Consider the following 17415-nt stretch of genomic DNA (forward strand, 5'->3'; position numbering starts at 1 on the left):
CATTGCAACAGATCAAGGACACCTTTGTCAGTGATCCCGAAGCTGCCCAGTACATCTTTTCCGACACACAAATTCAATCTCTCCACCATGCATGGCATTGTCTGGACACCAAACGCTTTGTGATTCTTTCCGGATTGTCCGGAACAGGGAAGACGGCATTGCTGCGGCATTATGCCCGGCTCTACTGCAAACTTGTCGGGGTTGATCCGGAAAAGCATTCGGCTGTTGTTGCTGTTTCTCCGGACTGGCGGGACCCGTCCGGGTTACTGGGCTATCTCAATGCCCTTCATGCTGACCCGACATTCCAGGCAGAACCGGGCTTGCGGATTGTTCTTGGTGCAGCCCGCAATCCCGAACTCCCCTATTTTCTCATTCTGGACGAAATGAACATGGCCCGGGTGGAGCGATATTTTGCCCCCTTTCTTTCAGCCATGGAAATCAAAGGCCCCATCGTGCTCCATAGTAATGAAGATAACGTCAATGATGTACCGCCGTCCATTACGTGGCCCAGAAACCTTTTTATCGGCGGTACGGTGAACATGGACGAGACCACCCATCCCTTCAGCGACAAGGTTCTGGACCGGGCATTCACCTTTGAATTCTGGGATGTTGATCTACAGGGATATTTCGAACGTCAGCCTGCGGAACATCGTAATACCGCAGTAGAAAAGCTTCTTATCCAGCTTCAAGAGCAACTCAAACCTATCCGTCGTCACTTTGGATATCGGGTAGCCGGTGAAATTCTGGCTTTTGTTCGAGATTGTACGGATGGAGGATCAGTCACTACCGATGCTGGCAATCGTCTTCTGGACCAGGCCATATTTTCCAAAATTCTGCCGCGTCTTCGTGGTGAGGAAAGTCCCGCGCTCATTACCGCCCTCAAGGGGATTGGGGACATCTGTCGGGATCACTCCTTTGATCAATGCGTTCAAAAAATCGAATCCATGCGCCAGCAGCTTGTGGCAACGGGTATTACCAGGTTTTGGTCATGACACCATGTGCCGTATATCATGAGGGGGAAAAAATCGGCCCTCTCAATGGAATCCTGTGCCTTGAGGAAAACCGTTCCTATGAAGTCGTTGTCAAGGAACCGGCAACTACACGAGCCTGGCTAGATCAACTGCCTCTTGAAGCATGCGCTCCAGGATGCTTTTCCCTGAACACGGGTTTTTGGGTGGGAAAAAGCGTCCTGCATCTTGAGACTCCAACATCCCGTACGTCTATTCCCATACGGGTCAGACCAGCGCCAAACAAACTGGATCCCAAAGCCTGGCAAATCATGCTAAGCGACCTTGAGATCTGGCTGAACGGAGTGAGTGTGGGACTCGAAGGCGGGGTAAATGGCAGGATAACAACCGAGACGGGACCCACGCCGCAATTTTTGGCCACAGCACTGCTCCCGCTTGTGAACCCTCTGGTCATAAGCCTGGCAACCATCTGCCAAACGCCCAGAACCAAGGATGCGGGATATTGGCAGGACGTTGCGTTGCGAAACATGCACAAGGCAGACAGAGAATCCCTTGCCTGGGTCACGCGACATCCGGAAACCGGTGCCTGGCTTCTCCCTTGGGTACGGGTCGATCTGATCGGTGATGAGCCCCATTTCCCCCAGCGGTGTATCACTCAAACCGTTGACCATCCTGCCAACCGGTATGTGGTCTGGCTGGCACGAAAAGCCGAACACACCCTGAAATCGACAGGCATCGCTCTCCGCTCCATGGCAAAAAGCCCCCCGGTGGACGACACCAGCCGGTGGTGCCTCAATCGAAGCAGGAGTCTTCTTGATGGGGCCGAAATCATCGGAAACATCATCAAACGCTCCCCACTGCGACATGTTCGCCCCCATCCCCCGAGCGAGGCCGCTTTGCTTGTTGTTCTTGACGATCCCGCTTACGCCGCCTTTCACTCCACAAGCAGGCTTTTCATCTCCCCTGCATTCAGCCTTGACCAGGGACAGCCTTGTGGAGCTCCTGTCCGCCCCAGCTATGAGATCTATGAAATATGGTGCTACCTGACGCTGGTCCACGCCTCCCAAAAGAAATGGCCCCATTGGAAATGGCAGAGCAAGGGGTTTGGACACATCCTGAACATGACCAGTTCCGGTACAGGAGCCACAACCACGGGTACCGCGCCCAACGGTTCCAGAATCGATCTCGCATTCAACCCCATCTTCCCCGGTTACTTTGCCCGCAACAACGCATCCCGCTACTCACTATCAACAGAACGCCGTCCCGACATCACCATCGCATGGCAACCAGTACACGGCGATGCCTGGTGGGCATGTCTCGATGCCAAATACCGCGTGGGCCGTACCAACCTGGGAGACGCGTTCTCCTCTGTGCATATCTATCGCGATGCCCTCATCTGGAAAAAATTTGGAGGTCCGCCAAGATACTCATTCCTTCTTGCTCCCAAGGCTTCCCATGACTGTGGGGACTGGTTTTCAGAAACTTTCAGGGAAAAAACAAACAGGGGAATATGGGAATTTTCGCCCACAGGGGAAGGGGGACGGAATTTTATAGAATGGCTGGAGATGAGGATGTGATCCCGCAATCCACACAAATGGCATAACCCCAAGCCGAACACGTGGACTTTGATCCATGACGAGAGCCCCCTGTGTTAGGGAAGAGGTCGCGAGACGAGGTCTGCCGGTACATTTTAGACGGTATGGCAGCTGGTAAGGGGTCCAGGGGATTCAAATCAGCCCCTGTATTTGTCCTGTTCTACGAGGACGAGAAGACCAGTGAGTTCGGACCCGGTCACCTCAAGGGCAATGATGCCAGGTGGGAATTTTCACCAATACCGCCCTGGCGTGTGCGTTCATGACATGCAGCTGGCAGCCACGAGCCCGGGACTGAGGACCATGCGGGTGTCAGCATTCCGCAATCTTGAAGTACAGCAATGCGCCCGCAGACTTCTGAACACCCCAGCCATTTCAGACTGTTGGAAATGATGGCTCTGGGGCATTCCGCCATCACGCCCGGCAGGAACAAGTTGAGATGTGTGGACAATGTCATTCTTTCCAACCGGGCGAAGAATACCGTACGGACCAGGAACTTGTGAGGTGGTTCTGAGGTCAATGAGCAGGGACGCCGGAGTGATACCGGCAAAAGATACCATCAAAATAAATTTAACTATTTTGTAAAATTTTTAAATTTTGATCCAATACGCAAGCCAATAAATAACAATTATGTTATTTATTGGCTTTCGGATTTTTCAAAAACTTGGCGGGGTATTCACCCAAATAACCCTGGTCACGCTTTTTCCTGGATTCCTGTAGCTATGTTTCCGTTCCGAACGAAACAAAAAAGAGTCTCCCGGGCCCAGATGATAGGTGTTTCCTTCCAAAAACAGCTCCAATTGGCCTTCGAGAACATATCCCAAGTCTTCCCCTTCGTGCTGATATTCCCCGTCTGTGTGTCCCCCCGGCTGGATGATATGAATATTGGCCTGGAGCAGCCTGTCTGGTGCATGGGGGGCCAGGGCCTCGAGTACAATATCCTTGCCCGAACGCAGGGTGGACACATTCATCATGGGGCGTGAACCGGCACGCGCGATACAATCTTCTTCCTCACTCTGATAGAAAAGCGCGCTGGCACTCACATCCAAGGCCCGGGCAATGCGATGCAGACTCTTCAACGAAGGGTTGGCTTTGCCATGCTCGATCTTGGAAAGCATGCTTTCCGAACACCCCACAGCCTCGGCCAAATCCGCCAAACGCATCCCCTTCATGGTTCTTCGATGACGTATCCGTACCCCTAAGGAATTCTCACTCTCGCTCACGCCACAGTCCTCCTTGCCTGCCGTACATCCACTTGAAAAAAATTCAAGCATTTTCACAATCATGCATCATGCATGCTCACCTATCAGAATACACGCATAGTTCGCGGGTTACAAGCGTACACAATTCCACGTATCCTATTTTCCCTCGGGATGAAAAGGGGATACTTTTTTGTAAAAACATAAAATTACATGGAAAAACAAATGGCTTTGCACTGCCGCAGGCTATCCTTAAAGCAACATCAGAAAACATGCAAAAGAAAAATGCCTTTTTCCCCATCACAGGGATCATGGTTTTTGCAAATTTGTCACAAAAAACCTGCTCATACCCTTGCAATATACTATAACACATTAAATTTAAGAGATTTTTTATCTTTGGCATACCTATGGCTTGTAGCAATTCAAGTTACTTGAATAAAAATCCAGAAACTGGAGTAGACGTGCTGCAAACCCAACTACTTTGCAAATCCTTCGGCGCCTTGTTGGCCACCAACGAAGTCACCCTGAACGTGCGTCAAGGGACCATACACTCAATAATAGGCCCCAACGGCGCGGGAAAAACCACCCTCTTCAACCTTCTGGCCGGCGTTTTCCCGCCCACATCAGGCAAGGTCCTGTTTAAAAAGGAAGATATCTCCATGCGTACGGTCCACGAGCGCTGTCTTCTGGGCATTGGCCGCTCTTTTCAGGTCACCAGTATCTTCCCCGAGCTCAGTGTGGCCGAGAATGTTCGCCTGGCCTGTCAGACCAAATCGGGGCTGGGTCGCTCCCTGTTCCGGACTGCGGCTTCCAATTCCGAGATCAACGACCGAGCCGATGCCATCCTGGACTTCATGGGCATTCTTGCCCTGCGCGACGAGCCTGCAGGCACCATCCCCTATGGCAGTCAGCGGTCCCTGGACGTGGCCATTGCCATTGGTACCGAACCTGAACTCCTCCTTTTGGACGAGCCCACCAGCGGCATGAGCCCGGACGACACCCTGCGCATGATCGATCTCATTGATCGCCTGGCAGAACGGTTCACCATCGTGCTCATCGAGCACCACATGAACGTGGTCATGTCCATCTCGGACACCATCAGCGTTCTGCAGGGAGGAAAGATCATTGCCAAGGGCACGCCCGACGAGATCCAAAACAACGACATCGTGAAAAAAGCCTATCTCGGAGAGTCCACATGGTAGCCACAAATTCCACCATGATCAGCGTGAAGAATATCCATTCCTACTACGGCAAAAGCCACATTATCCAGGGCTTGTCCTTTGACGTGGCCCCGGGCGAATGCTTCACCTTTCTCGGACGAAACGGAGCCGGAAAGACCACCACCCTTCGCAGCATCATGGGTCTGGTCACCCCCAAGCAGGGCAGTATCACCTTTGGGGACACGGACATAACAAGGATGAAGCCCTACCAGATCGCCCGCCTGGGCATCGGCTATGTCCCTGAAGAACGCCAGATTTTTTCGGCACTGTCCGTGGAAGAGAACATGCTCATTGCCGGCAGGGACGATGCCGCATGGTCCCTGGAACGGATTTATGAACTCTTTCCCCGACTGGCAGAACGTCGCAACAACATGGGCAATGAGTTGAGCGGCGGGGAACAGCAGATGCTGGCCATTGCCCGGGCCCTGCGTCTCGATCCCCAGCTGCTGATTCTGGACGAGCCAACCGAAGGCCTGGCTCCCCTCATCATCGACATGCTCCTGAACACCATCCAGCTCATTAAAAAGGAGCATGTAACCATCATTCTAGTGGAACAGAACGTCAACGCAACTCTGGTGGTCACGGACCAGTACTGTATTTTGCAGCAGGGCGTTTCCGTCTTCAAGGGAAGCTGCAACGAATTTTGCCATCGCCCGGAACTCAAGGAACAGTATCTCGGCGTGTAGCTTCTTCATCAATCATTTTCCGTGCAATGTGATATCGTTTCATCCACCCTTTTCCGCCAACCCACACAAGGAGAGCCCCCATGTCCACGAAATTCAACCGCAGGAACTTTCTGAAATCAACTGCCGCCGCTGCAGCCGGTCTCACCCTGGGCCGTCTCGGCATGCCCGCCAAGGCCCATGCTTCCGGCGCATCTGTCAAACTCTTCCTGGGATGCACCATGTCCGGAGCCTATGCATCCACGGGATTGTACACTTCGCGCGGCATGCAACTGGCCATTGAAAACTTCGGGGGCACGGTGCTGGGACGTCCCATCGAACTCATCGAACGAGACACCCCCAATCCTGCCGAAGGCGTGCGCAAAGCTCAGGAAGCCCATGAACGCCTTGGTTGCAACATCATCACCATCTCTCCCAGCAGCTCCACCATTCTGGCCGTTTCGGAATACACCAAAAAAAACGGCATGCTCCTCTTTGGTCATGGCGGAAGCGACAAGATCACGGGATCGGCCTGCAACCCTTCCACCTTCCGCTGGCAGGTACCCACCTGGGGCGCCATCCGGGAAGTCGTCCCCCGCGTCATTTCCGAATACAAGGCCAAGACCTTCTACACCATCACTCCCAAATATGTTTTTGGTGAAGATCTCCTCAGAAATACCAAGGAAGTACTTGCAGACAAGGGCTTGAAGCTTCTGGGCAATTCCTTTCACAGCCTGGGTGAATCCGATTTCAGTTCCCATATCACCAAGGCCATGGCCGCAGGCGCCGATTGTGTCCTTTTCCTGAATTTCGGGGGGGACACGGTCAACGCCCTCAAACAGGCACACAACTTCGGCCTGAAACAGGTTTCCAAAATCGCCTGTGCCTGGGGTTCGGGCATCACTCAGATGAAGGCCATCGGCCCGGAGATCCTGGAAGGGGTCATCTGGGGGTTGCAGTATTTCTACAAAATCGACTCTCCCGAGAACAAGCGACTGGTGAAAACCTTCCAGGCCAAATACGGAGAGGTACCGCCGTACGTCACGGCCTCAACCTATGCCACCACCATGACCCTGCTCGAAGCCATAGACAGGGCAGGCAGTGACAAGCCGGCCAAGATCATCGCGGCCATTGAAGACTACACATATGCAGGTATCACCGGCGAAGAAGTGTACCGTTCCTGCGATCACCAGTGCATCAAGCCCTACTACTCGGTGCGCTGCAAGGCTCCTTCGGCCATGAAGACTCCCGAGGATTTCGGCGATATCATCGGCAGCTCCGCCAACTTCCAAGCCTGCGGACTCAACGGCTGCATCATGGATTAACCCGCAAAGGAAAATCCGGCATCGCCGCATGGTGTGGTGCCGGATTTTTCGCACAGGACTTTCATAATGACCAACCTCATCGTACTGCAAATATTCAACGGCCTGGTGCTGGGCATGATCTACGTCATGCTGGCCATGGGCCTGACCATTGTCTGGGGCATGATGGACATCATCAATTTTGCCCACGGTCTTTTCTTCGCCCTGGGCGCCTACTTTGCCTATTCCTATGTTCAGGTTACCGGAGATTTCTGGAGTGCGTTGCTCGTGGTTCCCCTGATGACCGCCGGGGTCGGCATGATTCTGGAGCGGACCCTCCTGCGCCGTCTTTACGGCCAGAACATCCTCTACCAGATCCTCATGACCTTCGGTCTGGCTCTCATCGGCCGGGAAGTGCTCATCCTCATCTACGGACCCGTGGGCAAGAGTTTTTCCATGCCCGAAGCCCTGGTGGGGGTGGTAAAAATAGGTACCCTGTTCTTTCCCGTCTACCGGGTATTCATCTTCTTTCTGGTCCTTGTGCTCACTGTGGGCATGTGGCTTTTCATTGAAAAGACACGCTACGGGTCCATTATCCGGGCCGGCACGGAAAATTCGGATATGGTCAGCTGCCTGGGTATCAATGTCTCCCTGGTGTTCACCCTGATATTCGGTCTGGCCCAGGCTCTGGCAGGACTCGGCGGCGTTCTGGCGGCTCCCATGCGCGGGGTGGAGCCCTTCATGGGTGATCTCATCCTCGGCATATGCTTTGCCGTTGTGGTCATAGGCGGCATGGGAAGTTTTATCGGCGCAGTCCTCGGCGGCCTTATTGTGGGCCTCTCCCAGAGTCTCATCACCCTGGTTTTGCCGAGCGCATCCGTCATCATCGTCTTCGTGATCATGGCCTTCATCCTGCTGATGAGACCACGAGGACTTATGGGAATAAGGGATTAATCATGACAACCTTCACCACAAACAAACCACCAAAAAACCTCTTCTCCTTCATCCGTCCGGACAACGCCATGTTTCCGGGACTCCTTTTGACCCTGGCCCTGTTGCCCCTGATCCTGCCCTATTATGCCCTGGGCACGGAAATCGTCCTCTTTGCCCTGGCAGCCGTGGCCTTTGACCTTTGCCTTGGCTACACGGGGGTGATGATATTCTGCCAGGCCTCGTTTTTCGGCACCGGGGTCTATGTGACCTCCCTGACCCTCATCCATCTTACCCAGAACATTTTTGCGGCTGTTTTCTGCGGGGTTGCCGCAGCCGCCCTCCTTTCCCTGCTCTTCGGATGGCTGGCCTCCACACGCTCGGGAAGCTATTCCGTGCTCCTTACCCTGGCCTTTAACGAACTCATCTATTTTATCGCGTACCAATGGAGCGATCTGACCGGAGGCGATGACGGGCTCACAGGGGTTCCCCGGCCCAATCTTGAAATTCCCGGCATCTTCAGCATCGACCTCCAATCGTCTCTTTCCTTTTATCTCTTTGCTGCCACCGTCTTTCTCATCTCGTTCATGATCATACGCCGCATCACCCTTTCCCCCTTTGGTGCCGTCCTCAAAGGCATCCGGGAAAACGAGGTCCGGGCCCAAGCCATTGGGTACAATGTCCGGCTGTACAAAATTGCCGTATTCGTTCTCGGCGGCATGTTCATGGGACTGGCCGGCAGCCTCTACTGCATGCACATCAACTTTGCCCACCTCCACAGCGTGCATTTTGAAACCTCGGGCAACATCGTCATGATGGTCCTTATCGGCGGAATGGGAACCCTGGTAGGTCCGGTTATCGGCGCAGGTCTCATTACCATGGCGTCGGAATTTGCCAGCACCCTGTGGGACCGCTGGCTCATCATCCAGGGCGTGGTCTTCATCCTTTTTGTCCTTTTTGCCCGGGGCGGTATCTGGGGAATCCTGGAGTCGGTCAGGGAAGGTTTCCGAAAACGAGCAGCCAGAAAAATCCGGAGTGCGGCCTGCGAAAAACCAGCAGAAAAAGGTCCGGAAAACATATCTTTCCTGCCCGGGATCACGGTTTCCAACGCAAACGACTGACCTGATTGTACCTGCACGGGTCATTTGGCATGACAATACAACTGAAGAAGAGTGAAAAACAATGAAAAGGACGTTGTACGAAAATGGTACGGTGGTGACCATGGACCAGAGGCTCTGGCAGGCCGATGCCCTGGTCACCGAGGGAAGCCGGATTCTCGGAGTGGGCGGACATGAGGCCATGACCGCCCTTGCCGGTCCCGACTGCAACAGGGTGGACATGCAGGGAGGTGCTCTTTTCCCCGGATTCAACGAGACCCACAACCATCTTTCCATGTATGCTGTCTGCCGGAAAAACGCCTACCTGGGGGCATGCGAGACCATTGCCCAGGTGGTGGATACCCTCAGGAAGCATGCGGCCAGCTCCGAGGACCCCATCATCGTCGGGTACTGCTATGACGACACCCTGCTCCAAGACGGTCGCCAGATCTCACGCCACGACCTTGATGAGGTGTCCCGAGACCGTCCGGTTGTCATCATCCACATCTCGGTTCACCTCGCGTTTTTGAACACCAGGGCCCTGGAGCATATGGGCATCGGACCGGACACGCCCGATCCCGAAGGCGGGATCATCCACAAGGATGCTGATGGCAAGCCAACAGGACGTCTCGACGAAACCGCCTGGTTCGCCATTTCCGACCGGCTTGGCTCCCCTGATCCCGAAACCTATGTGGACCTGCTGGATGGGGCCGTCAGGGAATTCAACGCCCAGGGCATCACCGGGGTGCACGACGGAGGGCTCGGTCTGGAAGGCATGCCCGATGTGGTCCTTTCCGCTTACCGCCGCCTTGAAGCCGAGGGGCGTCTGGGTATGCGGGTCTTTCTTTCCGCTTTGCCCGAAATTTTCGACCGGATGCAGCCCGAGCCCTATACGGAAATGGGAGATACCCGCGTTCTGCTGGGCGGGGTGAAGCTGTTTGTGGACGGCGCCATCCAGACCGAGACGGCCGCTCTTCTGGCCCCCTACGCCGACAGACAGGACTGGAAGGGCAAACTCATCGTGGACCCGGAGGAATTCGAGGAACAGGTGGCCAGGTATCACCGTGCCGGACACCACATGTCCATTCACGGCAACGGAGATGCGGCCATTGAAGCCATCATCACCGCCATGGAAAAGGCCGGAGTCGTCGGGTCTGATGCATCCCCGCGCCACATGCTCATTCACTGCCAGATGGCCCACAGGGACCAGTTGCTCAGGATTCGCAAGGCGGGCCTGATACCCAGCTTTTTCTGCAAGCATATTCACAACTGGGGCGATCGCCACCAGAAGATCTTTCTCGGCCCCGAGCGATCGGCACGTATTGATCCAGCGGGCGAGGCCGAAGCCATGGGGCTGCCCTTCACCCTTCATGTGGACACCCCGGTGCTGCCCGCTCAGGTCATTGATTCCATTCACACCGCCGTAAACCGCGTCACCCGTGACGGCAAAGTCCTGGGCCCGGACCTGGGGGTCACCCCCTACGGCGCAGTGGCTGCCTACACCAGCATGGCCGCCCTGTGCAGTCGATCCGAAAACCACCGGGGCACCCTGACCCCAGGTAAACTGGCGGACATGGTCCTGTTGGACCGTGACATGACCACCGTGTCACCGGAAACCATCTCTGCAACCAGAGTTCTACAAACCATTGTCGGCGGTGAAACCGTGTACTCGGCCTAGTTCCCCTTCCTGAACTTACGGAAGGGGGAACCTGTTTGTCTGACAGGAATGTTTGAAGAGACGTTCTCTTTGGAAATACACAGCCATCAAGCAAAAAACCTTTGTAACGCCAGGGCCGCATTTGCCCCATGAACCTCAAATCATATAAATTCAGAACCTCAACAACAGGAAAACAACGATGAAGCGACTGACAGATCCCCAAGAGATAATGGAGAAATCCAAAAAATATAATCTGCATTCATGGTCCGCCCAGAAGAAACTCTCACCCAAGGTCATAACAAGGGCAGAAGGAATCTATTTCTGGGATGGCGATGGCAAACGATATTACGACATGTCCTCGCAGCTGGTGAACATGAATATCGGACATGGCAACAAGAAGGTCATTGCTGCCATTCAGGAGCAGGCGGAGAAGCTTCCTTTTATTTCACCTGCCTGTGCCATTGACGTCAGATCACAGGTTGCCGAGATGATCATTGATGTTGCTCCGGACAATATGGGCAAGGTGTTTTTCACCCTGGCAGGAGCCGAGGCCAATGAAAACGCCATCAAGATCGCCAAGATGGTCACGGGACGTCACAAAATCTTTTCACGTTATCGTTCCTATCATGGTGCAACATACGGAGCAGCCAACCTGACCGGAGAACCGCGCCGCTATACCTGTGAACCGGGTATTCCCGGGTTCATCAAATTTTTCGATCCATATATTTATCAGGCACCCATACGCTTTGAAAATGAAGAAGCGGCAACCGCCTACTACCTTGCCCGTCTCAGGGAACAGATTCTCTATGAAGGCCGTGACCAGATCGCCGCCATTGTCCTTGAATCCGTAACCGGAAGCAACGGTGGCATCATCCCTCCCAAGGGTTATATGCAGGGGGTACGCGATCTTTGCACCGAATTCGGCATCATGATGGTCTGTGATGAGGTCATGGCCGGATGGGGACGCACAGGAGAATGGTTTGCCATAGACAATTATCACGTCCAACCCGACATGATCACCTTTGCCAAGGGCATTACCTGCGGCTATGTGCCCCTGGGCGGAGTCATTGTCAGCCGGGAAATCGCGGATCATTTTGATGAAAACGTTCTCTATTGCGGATTGACCTATTCGGGACATCCCATGGGATGTGCGGCCGGTATTGCCACCCTGGGGGTGTACAAGGAGCTGAATCTCATCGCCCGGGCCAAAGAGCGCGGGGTGCTTCTGGGTAACATCCTGGAAGATTTGCGGGAAAAGCACCCCTGTGTCGGTGAGGTGCGGTATATCGGACTGTTCTCGGCCATCGAGCTGGTAAAGGATCGTGCCACCCATGAACCCATTGTGCCCTACGGAAGCGATCCCCATAAAATCATGCCCAGAATTCTGGGCATGCTCATGGCCAGGGGATTCAGTACCTACACCCATGAAAATTGTATCATGATCGCCCCGCCGCTCATCATCACCGAAAAAGAATTGAAAGACGCCATGGCCATCATGGATGAGGTGTTGACTGAAGTCGATGCCATGATTTAGCTGCTTGCTGTAATACACTTCCCAAGTATGCGTGAAAAAACATCTTTAACCACATGATCACCAATGGTGCGGGGGCGATTCATGAATCGCCCCTTTTTGCAGCCACCAGGATGAGCTACAAAAACATCCATTGGCATCATGACGAGATGAGGAAAAAATGAGTTATACATACAGTATGCCGACCAAGGTTTTCTCCGGAAAAGGATGCATTGTGGCCCATAGTGCAGCCATCAGAGCCCATGGCTCAAAAGCAATGCTCGTCACGGGACGCAGCTCGGCCAAGAAAAACGGTTCCCAGGCCGATGTGATCAAGGCCCTGGAAAAGGAAGGAATGGACTATGTGGTGTTCGACAAGGTCATGAGCAATCCGACCATTGCCTGCAGTTATGAAGGGGCTGCTTTTGCCAGGAAAAACAAGGTTGACTGCATCATTGCCATAGGCGGCGGCTCACCCATGGACGCGGCAAAAGCCATGGCTTTGCTTGCGGCACAGGATATTGAAGAAAAGGACCTGTTTACCGGAAACTATCCCGGAGACGTCCTGCCCATTATAGCAGTGCCCACCACGGCAGGTACCGGATCGGAAGTCACTCAGTATTCCATATTGACCAATGATGCCGCCGCAACAAAAACCAGCATTGCAACACCGAAAATTTTTCCCAAAGTGGCCTATATCGACCCTCGATATATGGCCGGTCTACCGGCAACAACAACCATCAATACAGCCATGGATGCCCTGTCTCATGCCGTGGAGGGCATGTTAAGCGTGCGTGCGTCCGTTATATCCAACGCCCTGGCCAAGGAAAGCATCAGGCTCTTTGCTCAATGTGCCCCGGAGCTGGCCGAAGCTCCTGCTCCGCAATGGACAAAATTTTCTGAAGCAACAAGAGAGCAACTGGCCCAATGCGCCCTTCTTGCCGGGATGGTCATCGCCCAGACCGGAACAACAGCGGTCCATGCCATGGGCTATTCGTTGACCTACTTCAAGGATATTGATCATGGCCGTGCAAACGGTCTGCTCCTTGCCGAATATTTGAAGTTTGTTCAACAGGACGACCCACAGCTGGTCAACGACATTCTGGCCCCCATGCAGGTAAAAGATGTGGATGCATTCCAAACCTTTCTGGACAGACTGCTCGGCTCAAAAGAAACAATCACCAGGGAAGAGATCTTAAGTTTCAGCCAAAAGGCAATGCACACGAAGAACATTGCCAACAGCAGGGTCGAACCGACGCAAGAGGATATCAAAGCCATGTATCTGGCCTCATTGCAGGTGAATGCGTGATCAAAGAGAGGAGCGTTTACATGTACACATGCAGTCTCGAGAGAATGACTGAAAAAATCAAAAGCTTCAGCCGGTTTGGCGATACCGGGCATGGCGGTATCACCCGGTACGCCCTCTCTCCTGAAGATATCCGGGCAAGAAACGAATTTATCAGGCGGATGAAGGCCATTGGGGCCATCATTGAAATCGACGATGTGGCCAATGTCTATGCAACGCTTCCGGGAACCGATCCTTCGGCCAAGCGTATCGTCATGGGCTCCCACGTGGATTCCGTGAAAAACGGCGGCAATTACGACGGGATACTCGGGGTTCTGGCGGCCATGGAAGTACTGGAAACCGTGGTCGAGCAGAACATCGACCACGTACATCCCCTCACCGCCATGATATGGACCAATGAGGAAGGTTCTCTCTATCCTCCCGCCATGATGGCCTCGGGCATTGTTTGTTACGATTTTCTGCCTGAAGATGTGAGAAGGAACTTTCGATATGATGACATGATGGCCTCCAATAACGTTCTCAACAGGGAGGACACCTTTGGAAAGGCCCTTGATGCTTCGGGATTCAAAGGAGACAGGGCCAACCGTCTCTCTCCGGATGCATACTCGTGCATGTTCGAACTGCATATCGAGCAGGGCCCGATTTTGGAAGATGCGGGAAACCATGTGGGAGTGGTGGATTGCGTCCTTGGAATGTTCAACTGCCGTCTGCGATTCTATGGCCAGACAGTCCATGCAGGAACCTTTCCCATGCCCAAGAGGCAGGATGCCCTTTTTGCCGCATCCCAGGCACTTTGTTCTCTGCATGAAAAAATCGATGCCCTGGGATACGAGGATCTGGTGTATACAACCGGTGAAATCGCATGCCATCCCAACGTTCATACCTGTGTTCCAGACGAAGTGGATTTTTCCATAGATGTTCGGCATGAGCGTGCTGACGTGCTTGAAAAGGTCCTTGGCATTGTTGCAGACTGTGCGGATAAAACATGGGCAGGGTGTACCTGCAGGGTCGAAACAATGTGGAACCGTAATACTGTTTACTGGGACAAAACCCTGGTGAGGTATCTCAAGGAAGCTGCAGAAGAGACAGGTGTCAAACATCAGATCCTCCATTCCGGAGCAGGTCATGATGCCCAGTTTGTTTCCTACATGCTGCCCACAGCCATGGTCTTTGTTCAGTCCAAAGACGGCCTGTCCCATTGCGAACGGGAATACTCGTCCCCGCAACATTGTACCTCGGGTGCAACGGTTCTGCTCAATGCGGTCCTCAAGGCTGATGCCAAACGTAACATGTGACGGCAGGTTTCGATCATGGGGTCATCAACTCCGCCAAGAAGAAACTCAGAAACGTGGACAAGGTCATGCACTCCAGTCAAATGGACAATTGTCCGTGAACCATAACCTCCACCCCTTGTGCTGATTCCCCATAAGCAAGGGAATCTTTTTCACCGGTATACAGGTTGATTCGTGTCGCTATTCAACCTGTATACCGGAAGTATCATACATATCCCATACTTCTTCTGCATATCCCTTCTCTGAAAACAAGCGACATGGGCACGACCATCCGGGCCCGCAAACCTCCTTTCCAATCCATTTTCTGAACAGGCAACAACGGGTTGACCCAAGGAAAACATCCCCTTCTGCCACTTCCGGGTACAACCTTTGCGTGACTCCAGCGTATGCCCATGTTATCGTTACCCTGTACAACAGGATCCATTGGGTACTCTTCATTCATCCCGAAAACGATTTTCCCATGGAGGTTTGCATGGCAAAGGAGACAAAGAACGCATTACGACGATCCATACTGGAAAAAATGTTGCTCACCCGGGCCTTTGAAGACCGCATTGCACACCTGGCAGCCCAAAAGGACCGACTGCCCGGCATGCAGATCCTGGCCACGGGTCAGGAGGCGGCCGTGGCTGCAGTGCTTGCTCTTGGTCCCGAAGACGTCATCGTAACCAATCATCGAAGCCACGCCCATCTGCTGGCCCGCGGAGCCACCCCCCAGTCCCTGCTGGCAGAGATCATGGGCAAGGAAACCGGAGTGAACCACGGCAAGTCCGGTACTCTGCATATGGCGGTTCCCCATCTGAATGTCCTCATGACCTCCACAGTGGTGGGTGCCGGGCCGCTTCTGGCCATGGGTGCGGCCTTTGCCCAGCAGTACAAGGAAGAGGATGCCGTGACCATGGTTTTTTTCGGCGATGGTGCAGCAGCCGAAGGCTCGGTGCATGAAGCCATGAACATGGCCGGAGTCTGGCACCTTCCCCTGCTCTTTGTCTGCGAAAACAACTGCTGGGCAGGGGCCCAGAGTTTGAAGGATCATTGCTCCGTGAGCAACATTGTCACACGTGCAGCAGGATACGGCATGCCCGGAAAGCTGGTAAACGGCAACGATCCCGATGAAATACTGGACACGTCCCTGGAAATGATCGCCCGTTGTCGCCAGGGGCAGGGGCCTGCCCTCATGGAACTGGCCACCTACCGCATGCGCGGCCATGGGGAGTACGATCACCAAGAGTATGTTGATCCCGAAGAAATCGCCTTCTGGGCCCAGCGTGACCCCATCAAGCTGTTTCGCACCCGTCTGGAACAGGATGGGGTGGTTGATGCTGCCCAGGCAGAGGTCATGTACCGGGATGCAGAAGCAAGCATTGATGCTGCCCTGGAATTTGCCGATGCAAGTCCCTATCCCGCGCCCCAGGCCGCTTTTGATCACCTCTGGGCCCGTGCCGAAGAAGAGACAGGGAGGATATAGCCATGCAGAATCTCCACACTGGTGTTGCCATTCAGAACGGGCTGCGTCTGGCCATGGAAATGGACGATCGTGTTTTTCTGGCCGGAGAAGGAATCGGGGTCTCCATTCATGCCAATCCCCTCATGCCCACCCACGGTCTGTTGGAAACCTTTGGTCCCAAACGTGTCCGGGACACCCCGGTCAGCGAGGCGGCCATTGCAGGCCTGGCCGTGGGCGCCTCGGCCATGGGACTGCTCCCTGTGGTGGAAATCATGTTTTTTCCCTTCATCACCCTGGCCTCGGATATGCTGGTGAACCATGCTGCCAAATTGCGCTACTTAAGCGGTGGCAAAACCGCCTTTCCCCTCACTGTACGCGTCAAGGCCGGAGTCATGAGCGCCGGATGCCAGCATTCGCACAATCTGGAAACGTGGCTGGCCCATATCCCGGGACTCAAGGTAACCTTTGCGTCCACACCGGCTGATGCCAAAGGTTTGCTGCTTTCTGCCATCTTTGACCCTGATCCGGTCATTGTGGTGGAAGAGATGGGGCTCTACTGGACCAAGGGTCCGGTGCCTCCAGGCGATGTGCGTGTGCCCCTTGGCAAGGCAGCCATCCGTCGCCCAGGAAACGACGTAACCGTTGTTGGCTACGGCGGTCTGATGTTTGCTGCCCTGGAAGCTGCAGAAAAACTGGAAGCTGAAGGCGTGTCCGTGGAGGTGATCGACCTGCGTACCCTGGTTCCCCTGGACCGTGAAACCATTCTGGAATCCATTGCCCGTACCGGACGACTGGTGATAGTGCATGAGGCCACCAAGTTCTGCGGTTTTGGCGCAGAACTGGCGGCACTGGCCGCGGAAGAGGGATTCAGCTCCCTCAGTGCCCCAGTGCGCCGCGTGGCCGGACCCGACATCCCTGTGCCGTTCTCGCCTCCCCAGGAACAATTCTACATGCCCAATGCCCAGAAAATCGCCGAGGCTGTACGATCCATCATGTAGGCATGGGTTTGCCCGCATCTTGTATTGCACCCCAAAACCTGATTTCCCCCCGATCTCATACAGAGAACGGGGGGAAATCAGGTTTGTAGATCCACAAAATCCTGCTGAAACTCATTGAAAGAAAGGATTCTTCCTCGGTTTGAGTGCAATGGACCCATCGTGGCGAATTTGGAAAGCCCATTGCCCGAACAATGAGCCATGGCTGCCGGGCAAACAGCTGTTTTGGCCTTGCCCTTGTG

At 54.1% G+C, this 17415-nt stretch carries 14 protein-coding genes; 13 read left to right on the forward strand and 1 reads right to left on the reverse strand.

Annotated features, from left to right (window positions below; genetic code table 11):
• Positions 1–2 precede the first annotated feature (2 nt).
• Together DPF_RS10075 and DPF_RS10080 are read left to right on the forward strand one after the other, a co-directional pair.
• Positions 3–992, forward strand: coding sequence for an McrB family protein (locus DPF_RS10075; protein WP_069859545.1), 990 nt, complete (start codon positions 3–5; stop codon positions 990–992).
• A complete protein-coding gene (locus DPF_RS10080) occupies positions 989–2545 on the forward strand; it encodes a nuclease domain-containing protein (protein WP_069859546.1) in 1557 nt (518 codons plus the stop codon). Before DPF_RS10075 ends, DPF_RS10080 begins: the two co-directional genes overlap by 4 nt.
• Positions 2546–3216: 671 nt before the next feature.
• Here the strand turns inward: DPF_RS10080 and DPF_RS10085 are convergent.
• Positions 3217–3783 (reverse strand): helix-turn-helix domain-containing protein, encoded by a 567-nt coding sequence (locus tag DPF_RS10085; protein ID WP_218069979.1) that lies wholly within the window; start codon positions 3781–3783, stop codon positions 3217–3219.
• Positions 3784–4220: 437 nt separating this feature from the next.
• Here DPF_RS10085 and DPF_RS10090 point away from each other — a divergent pair, with 437 nt between their 5' ends.
• The 11 genes from DPF_RS10090 to DPF_RS10140 all read left to right on the forward strand — a co-directional run bounded on the left by DPF_RS10090 (position 4221) and on the right by DPF_RS10140 (position 17176).
• A complete protein-coding gene (locus DPF_RS10090; RefSeq protein ID WP_218069980.1) occupies positions 4221–4961 on the forward strand; it encodes an ABC transporter ATP-binding protein in 741 nt (246 codons plus the stop codon).
• Positions 4955–5665, forward strand: a complete 711-nt coding sequence (locus DPF_RS10095) for an ABC transporter ATP-binding protein (RefSeq protein ID WP_218069981.1) — start codon at positions 4955–4957, stop codon at positions 5663–5665. The genes DPF_RS10090 and DPF_RS10095 overlap by 7 nt, the downstream gene beginning before the upstream one ends.
• 80 nt (positions 5666–5745) lie before the next feature.
• Positions 5746–6966, forward strand: coding sequence for an ABC transporter substrate-binding protein (locus DPF_RS10100; RefSeq protein ID WP_069859548.1), 1221 nt, complete (start codon positions 5746–5748; stop codon positions 6964–6966).
• A 66-nt stretch (positions 6967–7032) separates the two neighbouring features.
• The gene (locus tag DPF_RS10105; protein ID WP_069859549.1) at positions 7033–7896 is read left to right on the forward strand and encodes a branched-chain amino acid ABC transporter permease; all 864 of its coding nucleotides are present in this window, start codon (positions 7033–7035) and stop codon (positions 7894–7896) included.
• A 2-nt stretch (positions 7897–7898) separates the two neighbouring features.
• Complete coding sequence (locus DPF_RS10110) at positions 7899–8993, forward strand: branched-chain amino acid ABC transporter permease (RefSeq protein ID WP_069859550.1); 1095 nt, start codon at positions 7899–7901, stop codon at positions 8991–8993.
• A gap of 61 nt (positions 8994–9054) precedes the next feature.
• Complete coding sequence (locus tag DPF_RS10115; protein WP_069859551.1) at positions 9055–10647, forward strand: amidohydrolase; 1593 nt, start codon at positions 9055–9057, stop codon at positions 10645–10647.
• Between the two features lie 178 nt (positions 10648–10825).
• Entirely contained in the window at positions 10826–12160 is a 1335-nt protein-coding gene (locus tag DPF_RS10120; protein ID WP_069859552.1) for an aminotransferase class III-fold pyridoxal phosphate-dependent enzyme, read from the forward strand.
• Between the two features lie 157 nt (positions 12161–12317).
• The gene (locus DPF_RS10125) at positions 12318–13445 is read left to right on the forward strand and encodes an iron-containing alcohol dehydrogenase family protein (protein ID WP_069859553.1); all 1128 of its coding nucleotides are present in this window, start codon (positions 12318–12320) and stop codon (positions 13443–13445) included.
• A 20-nt stretch (positions 13446–13465) separates the two neighbouring features.
• The gene (locus DPF_RS10130) at positions 13466–14737 is read left to right on the forward strand and encodes a Zn-dependent hydrolase (protein ID WP_069859554.1); all 1272 of its coding nucleotides are present in this window, start codon (positions 13466–13468) and stop codon (positions 14735–14737) included.
• 469 nt (positions 14738–15206) lie between these two features.
• On the forward strand, positions 15207–16199 hold the full coding sequence (locus tag DPF_RS10135) for a thiamine pyrophosphate-dependent dehydrogenase E1 component subunit alpha (RefSeq protein ID WP_069859555.1): 993 nt from the start codon (positions 15207–15209) through the stop codon (positions 16197–16199).
• A gap of 2 nt (positions 16200–16201) precedes the next feature.
• Positions 16202–17176 (forward strand): alpha-ketoacid dehydrogenase subunit beta, encoded by a 975-nt coding sequence (locus tag DPF_RS10140; RefSeq protein ID WP_069859556.1) that lies wholly within the window; start codon positions 16202–16204, stop codon positions 17174–17176.
• Positions 17177–17415: the final 239 nt, after the last annotated feature.

This window comes from Desulfoplanes formicivorans (assembly GCF_001748225.1).
GTDB lineage: Bacteria > Desulfobacterota > Desulfovibrionia > Desulfovibrionales > Desulfomicrobiaceae > Desulfoplanes > Desulfoplanes formicivorans.